The organism is candidate division WOR-3 bacterium (assembly GCA_026418155.1).
Taxonomy (GTDB): Bacteria; Hydrothermota; Tepidihabitantia; order Tepidihabitantales; family CAIPLT01; genus JAOABV01.
In genome coordinates this window covers 1-7,277 of sequence record JAOABV010000074.1, presented here as the reverse complement: position 1 = coordinate 7,277, position 7,277 = coordinate 1, and the positions used below count along the sequence as shown (strand labels likewise).

The 7,277-nt window shown below is 35.7% G+C and carries 5 protein-coding genes; all 5 read left to right on the top strand.

Features of this window, described 5'->3' with window-relative positions; genetic code table 11:
* Positions 1 to 265: 265 nt before the first annotated feature.
* The 5 genes from alr to mutS all read left to right on the top strand — a co-directional run bounded on the left by alr (position 266) and on the right by mutS (position 7,132).
* Positions 266 to 1,465 carry an alanine racemase gene (gene alr / locus N2201_07050; protein ID MCX7785956.1) on the top strand — a complete coding sequence of 400 codons (1,200 nt, stop codon included), beginning with the start codon at positions 266 to 268 and terminating at the stop codon, positions 1,463 to 1,465.
* 127 nt (positions 1,466 to 1,592) lie between these two features.
* The gene (miaB, locus tag N2201_07045; GenBank protein MCX7785955.1) at positions 1,593 to 2,930 is read left to right on the top strand and encodes a tRNA (N6-isopentenyl adenosine(37)-C2)-methylthiotransferase MiaB; all 1,338 of its coding nucleotides are present in this window, start codon (positions 1,593 to 1,595) and stop codon (positions 2,928 to 2,930) included.
* 186 nt (positions 2,931 to 3,116) lie between these two features.
* Entirely contained in the window at positions 3,117 to 3,428 is a 312-nt protein-coding gene (locus N2201_07040) for a LapA family protein (GenBank protein ID MCX7785954.1), read from the top strand.
* Entirely contained in the window at positions 3,425 to 4,465 is a 1,041-nt protein-coding gene (locus N2201_07035) for a tetratricopeptide repeat protein (protein MCX7785953.1), read from the top strand. Before N2201_07040 ends, N2201_07035 begins: the two co-directional genes overlap by 4 nt.
* A 72-nt stretch (positions 4,466 to 4,537) precedes the next feature.
* The gene (mutS, locus tag N2201_07030) at positions 4,538 to 7,132 is read left to right on the top strand and encodes a DNA mismatch repair protein MutS (protein ID MCX7785952.1); all 2,595 of its coding nucleotides are present in this window, start codon (positions 4,538 to 4,540) and stop codon (positions 7,130 to 7,132) included.
* Positions 7,133 to 7,277: the final 145 nt, after the last annotated feature.

Below are 7,277 nucleotides of genomic sequence, written 5' to 3'. Positions count from 1 at the left end.
GTATTATCCGAGAGAAAGTTTATGTATTATTGTATTCTTCTTTTATCATTTATTGGTAAATTTGTAGTATAAAAATATTGAATATAAAAATAACATTATCATTTATTGGTAAATTTGTAGTATAAACCATTTAATATAAAAATAACATTCTAAATTGAAATTGAAAGAATTTTTCTCTTAAACTTCTTTGCTAAAATCGAATATGTAAAATTAATCCGTTTAAGATTATTGACTTTTTTGGAATTATAATTTACTATCATTTTATATGGATTTTGGTCGAATTTGGGCAAAGATTGATTTTGATGCTTTACGGCATAATCTCACGCAAATAAAAAACTCGACAAGCAATAAGAAGATACTTTTAGCAATTAAAGCCGATGCTTATGGTCATAGTGCCAAAGAAATTGCTCTGGAATTACAAGATGAAGTTGCGATGTTGGGTGTGGCTGGTGTTGAGGAAGGTATTTCTCTAAGGTACGGTGGGGTTAAAACTCCAATTTTGATTCTCAGCCCAATTCCATATTCCGAGATTGATATGCTTTGGGAATATGATTTAATACCAACTGTTAGTGAAATGGGATTTGCCAAAGCCCTATGGCAAAGCACAAAAATTAAAGGTGCGGATATTCATATCCATATTGAGATTGATACAGGTATGGGCCGAACCGGCTTAGATTATGAATCGGCTTTTGAAAACATCCAAGTGATTGCCAGTTATAAATCATTGATTATTGACGGTATCTATACCCATTTTCCTTCAGCAGATTCGGACTGGGATTTTACATTAATGCAAATTGAAAAATTTGAAAGTTTAATTGCTAAATTAAGAACTTGTGGATTTACCAATATTCTTTTCCACGCTTCCAATTCTGCCGGCTATCTTAATTTTCCTAATGCTGATTTTGATATGATTAGACCAGGCTTAGCAGTTTATGGTGTTTTGCCTAATAATCAGAAACCAGAAGCCAGACAATTAGATTTATTGCCGGTAATGAGTCTTTATAGTCGGATTGTCAATTTGCGCTCAGTACCACCTGGCCGAAGTATTAGTTATGACCGAAAATATTTTACTGCTCGCGATTCCTTGATTGCAGTGGTGACTGCTGGTTATGGTGATGGTTATCCTTATGGACTTGATAATAAAGGTGAAGTTCTGGTGCAAACCATTGATGGCAATACTAAACGGGCTAAGATTGTTGGCAATATTTGTATGGATTTGATTATGATTGATGTTACTGATATTCCCAATGTGCGCATTGGGGATGAAGTGGCTTTGTTCGGCACATTAGGCAAAGAAACAATTTCAGTGCGTGAAGTTGCATCTTGGGCCAAGACCATTCCTTATGAAATCACATCAAGAATAAGTCCACGCGTGCCCAGAGTATTTTTTAAGAATCAAAAAATTGTTGCGATTAGAAATTTGCTAAAAGTAATTGGTGACCAGAGATTAACCTTGACAAAGTAATAATTTAGATAGATTATTATTATGATTAGAGATATTATTTTACTTGCGTTAAATCCTATGCGAAATCTTTTTGCAAAGTTGTGCTTAATAAATTAATGTGAGAGTATCTTGAATGCTTTGCTGAGATATGTTAAGAAATAAGTTTTTCATCAAGACCTATGGTTGTCAGATGAATCTGTATGAAGAAGGGATTGTCAGTTCTATTATGGAGTCAGCAGGCTATGAACCAGTCTTTTCGGAAAATGAAGCAGATATTATCTATTTAATCACTTGTTCGGTCCGACAACATGCGGAAAATCGAGCAATTGGCAGATTATTACAATTACAAGGCTTAAAAAAGACTAAACCGGATTTAATTATCGGTGTATTAGGATGTATGGCACAAAATTATAAAGAGGTGCTTGCTCAAAAGTATCATGCGGATATTGTTGTCGGACCTGATGAATACCGCCGGCTACCCGAACTGATAGATAATCTTAGAACTAATCATATACCTCAGGTTTGGGTAAATTTGGACAATGAATGCTATGAAGGAATTGTTCCGACAATCCGAAATAAAGTCACAGGTTTTATTTCAATTATGCGGGGTTGTAATAATTTCTGCTCGTATTGCATTGTGCCGTATGTCCGAGGTCGCGAGCGTTCCAAATCTAAAGACCAAATTGTCCAAGAAATTAATCATCTAATTAGTAGCGGTGTCAAAGACATAACCTTGGTTGGCCAAAATGTTTTAGCCTGGCAGTCCGATATCGGGCAAGCAAGGAGTTTGGATTTTTTAGATTTATTAAAGACGGTTGACGAGATTGAGGGGTATGAGCGGTTACGATTTGTTACTTCGCATCCGAAAGATTTGACGCCAAAGCATTTTGAGGTCTTGGCTTCGCTTAAGAAATTTTGTCCGCATATCCATTTGCCAATGCAATCAGGCTCTAACCGAATTCTTAAATTGATGAACCGTCAGTATACGATTGAAGAGTATTTTGAAAAGATTTCTATGGGTCGCAAGATTATTCCTGAAATTTCTTTTACGACAGATGTAATGGTCGGCTTTCCCACAGAAACCGAATCTGATTTTATGGAAACACTTAATGCTGTGAAAGAATTAAGATTTGATTATGCGTATATGTTTAAGTATTCCGAACGACCGCAGACTAAGGCAAATGAGATTTATCCTAAAGTTGATAAACAAATTGCCCAGCAGAGGCTTACGAAACTTATTGAATTACAAAATAAGATCACTGAAGAAAAGACTAATGAAATGTTAGGTAAAGTGGTTGAAGTTTTAGTGGAAGCGAAAATTGGTAATCAGGCAAAGGCAAGAACAAAAACAAACAAGGTTGTATTAATTAATGAACCGTTAGAAATAGGTAAAATTTATCAATGTAAAATTATTAGCGTTGAGGGTTGGACTCCAATTGGTAGTGTGCAAGTTTTGAAAGACAACCAATTTAAGGAGATAATTTGACATCAAATACAGTCATTATTTTGTTTATAATTAGTTGGACATCAATTGGTAGTCTAAAACTTTGTCCAACTTGTCAACTTAAGGAGGCAGTGTGACATCAAATAAGATTATAATCGTTTATGTAAATAGTTGGACAATTATCAGCAATGGAAAAATTTTGTTTAAGAACCAACTTAAGGAGGCAGTGTGACGACAATTAGAATTATCATCGTTTTTGTCATTGGTGTTTTACTTATTGTCTTAGCATTACAAAATGCGATTCCGGTAGAAAAGGTCAAAGTGTTTTATCGAGAATATTACAATATCCCTTTAGCCGTCGTTATGCTTTATGCCTATCTGTTTGGATTGGTTACTGCGGGCATCTTCTGGTTGGTTAATGAAATCAAGTTACGAAGTCAATTACGCAAACAGAAAAAAGAGAATGAAGCATTAATGAGTGAATTGGTCGCATTAAGGAACTTACCTTTGGATATTAAACCGGAAAAGGAGCAGAAATGACAGTCTTAGTTTTAATTCTAATTTTAATTGCAATTATTGCGGTCTATCCTTTGGTGCGAGATTTGGTTCGTCGCAAAAAAGAACCTGATAGTGCTTATACTGAAGGTCTTAGTCTTTTACTTGACGGAAAAAAAGATGAGGCAATGCAATGTTTTAAGAAAGTAGTTGCGACAGATTCTAATAATATTGATGCTTATTTGCGGTTAGCCGAATTATATTTCCAAAAAGGTGAAATTGAACGCGCCGCAAAGATTTATGAGGCATTATCTTTGCGCCGTAATGTCTCGGCCGTAGATGAAAAAAAGATATTTAAGCATTTAGGTGAGTATTATATTAAAACTGACCGTTTACACAAAGCAATTACAATCTTTGAAGAACTTATCAATCTCGACCGTAATAATCCTGAGCCGTACGAAAAATTGTTGGAATTGTATTGTAAGACCGAGCGATGGCAGGAATGCAAAGACCTCTTAAAAAAATTAGAAAAAATTCTGCCGACGAAACAAAAACTTGCTGAATATTACGCAGAATACGGCAACCGCATTTTAGCGAAAAATCCAGATGAAGCCCACGAATTCTTCAAACAAGCACTATCCTTTGATAACAAATCGATTCCGGCACTTGTTGCTATGGGTGATTATTATTACCATAAAGGCGAAATAAAAGATGCCATTGGCTATTGGAAAGAACTCTTAGACTATTATCCGCAAAATAGTCATTTAGTGCGTCAGCGACTTGAGACCGCTTATTATGACCTGGGCCAATTTGAAGAAATTGTCAATGTTTATGAAAAATTGCTGAAAAAAGTTCCCAATGATATTGAGTTATATTTAGCCTTAGCCCGGTTTTATGATAAGAAAGAAGATATTGATTCAGCAATTAAGATTCTTACGCAAATCCCGATAGATAAGAAAAAAGAACCTGAGCCACAAATTTATTTAGCCTCACTCTATCTTAAAGCTGGCAAAGAGAACAAAGCCAAGCAGATATTAGATAATCTGATGGAAAGTTTTAAGCCTACGGGCAAACCTAAATAATGACAAAAATTGATACTTATTATTCATAGATTATATCCATATCTTTAGTGCTATCTGGGTTGAAAAGAATAGATGCTTGAAAGATTAACACCTTTATTACAACAGTATCATAGAGTTAAAGAACGATATAAAGACGCAATTCTATTGTTTCGGATGGGTGATTTTTATGAGATGTTTTATGACGATGCTAAAATCGGTGCGAAAGTTTTAGGATTAACTCTGACTTCGCGCTCTCATGGCAAATCAGCCAGAGTGCCTTTAGCCGGGGTGCCAGTAAAGTCGGTCGATACTTATATTGCCCGATTGGTCCAAGCCGGATTAAAAGTTGCAGTCTGTGAACAATTAGAAGCCCCAGGGATAACGAAATTAATCAAACGCGATGTTATTGAAGTTATTACCCCAGGCACGGTCTTAAGACCATCTTTAGTTGAAGAACGAAAAAATTATTATCTTTTAGCCGTCGTTCCCCAAGAGAGAATATGCGGTATGGCTTTTGCTGATTTATCGACTGGCGAATTTTATGCTTCAGAGATACCCTTTGCCTCATTAACCGAGACAATCCAAAAGATTGACCCTAAAGAAATTATTGTTCCGAAAGAATGGGAGGCAATTAAAAAAATATTTTCTGATAACCAATATGCCCAAACTCAGATCGATGACTATTATTTCTCATTTGATTATGCCTACGACAAATTGAAAAAACATTTTGGCGTAATTAATTTGGATGGGTTCGGTTTAGAAGATAAGACTGCAGCAATTCGGGCAGCAGGTGCGATTTTATATTATTTAGAAGAGACCCAAAAGAATACATTGCCCCACATCAGAAAAATTTCACCGTATAAAGAGAGCGATTATCTCTTAATTGACCGAATGACAAGAAAAAATTTGGAATTAACTGAAAGAATTCGTGATGGTTCAGGGCAAGGAAGTCTACTTTCAGTGCTGGACAATACCAAAACACCAGGTGGCGCCAGATTATTACGAAGATGGCTTTTAGCACCATTACTTGATATCAAAACTATCAAGTTGCGCCAAGAGGCAATAGCGGAAATGGTAAGTTCCCGATATTTACTAAAAGAACTCACGGAAGTTCTATCAGAAATTGGTGATTTAGAGCGCAACGCATCGCGCATTGCTTGTGAACGGTGTAATGCCCGAGATATTATTGCACTCAAGAATTGGCTAAAAAAAGTTCCGGCACTAAAAGAAACATTAAAAACGACAAATTCAACTTTGTTGCAAAAGCATTGTCAAAATTTAGAAGATTTTTCTCCATTAATTGAAAGAGTAGAAAAGACTTTAATTGAAGAGGCACCTTTGAGTATAACTGAAGGTGGGTTAATTAAATCAGGCTTTTCTCAAGAATTAGATGAATTACGCTCTTTGTCAGCAAATGCTAAAGAATGGATTGTCAATTTACAACAACAAGAGCGTAGCCGAACTGGTATTCCTAATTTACGCGTCGGTTATAATTCAGTTTTTGGTTATTATATTGAAGTCACAAAATCTTATTTACACCTCGTGCCGAAAAATTATATTCGTAAACAGACCTTGGTTAATAACGAACGGTTTATTACCCCTGAACTTAAAGAATATGAGTCAAAAGTCTTAAATGCTGAAGACCGAATAAAAGTCCTGGAATACGAGATATTTACTGAATTGCGTAAAGAGGTCGCAAAAGAAGTCCCACGCATTTTAGCGGTATCGTCAATTATCTCTGAACTTGATGTTTTGGCAAGTTTGGCAACAGTGGCTCTAACGAATAATTATGTAAAACCAGAAGTAAATGATTCGGATGAAATTTTAATTAAAGACGGTCGTCATCCGGTAATTGAGAAATTGACCACAGAACCATTTATTCCGAATGATACTTATCTTAACCTGCAATCACAGCAAATTTTATTAATTACCGGACCGAATATGGCGGGGAAATCGACCTATCTGCGGCAAGTGGCACTAATTGTCATAATGGCGCAGATTGGTTCTTTTGTGCCGGCATCTGAAGCCAAAATTGGAATTGTCGATAAAATCTTTACTCGCATTGGTGCTTCTGATGATTTATCAAGAGGTGTTTCAACTTTTCTTGCCGAAATGTCTGAGACTGCTAATATCTTAAACAATGCCACGTCCAGAAGTTTAGTGATTCTGGATGAGATTGGTCGAGGCACGGCAACTTATGACGGTTTAGCCATAGCCTGGGCAGTAGTGGAATATTTACATCAGAACCAAGCCATAAAACCGAAAACCCTATTCGCAACTCATTATCATGAACTTACAGATATTGTGCAGTATTTACCAAGAGTCAAAAACTACAATTTTTTAGTTAAAGAGTATGGTGATGAGATAATTTTTTTAAGGAAGTGTGTTGAAGGCAAAAGCGACCGCAGTTATGGTATTGCGGTTGCAAAACTTGCCGGTTTACCCCAAGAAGTCATTGACCGCGCCAAACAGGTATTAGCCGATTTTGAAAAAGGTGAAGAAATAAGTATTAGAAGTTTAGGTAAAGATAAGGAATTTCAGATTTCATTGTTTCAACCAATTGAACACCCGATTTTAGATGAGATTCGAAAACTTAATTTAGATACTTTAACACCAATTGAAGCCTTAAACATCCTTAATAAAATAAAAGAAGAACTGAAAAAAATTAAGAGAGAAAATACTGATTGAACAGCACTAACAAAGGAAATATACTATCTTATGAGCACAATTGCTCTCTGAATTGCTTACTCAATTGCTCTGACAACTGCTTCCTGAATTGCTTCCTGAATATATCCGACAATTACTTTCACAACAACCCCAAAAACAATACTCA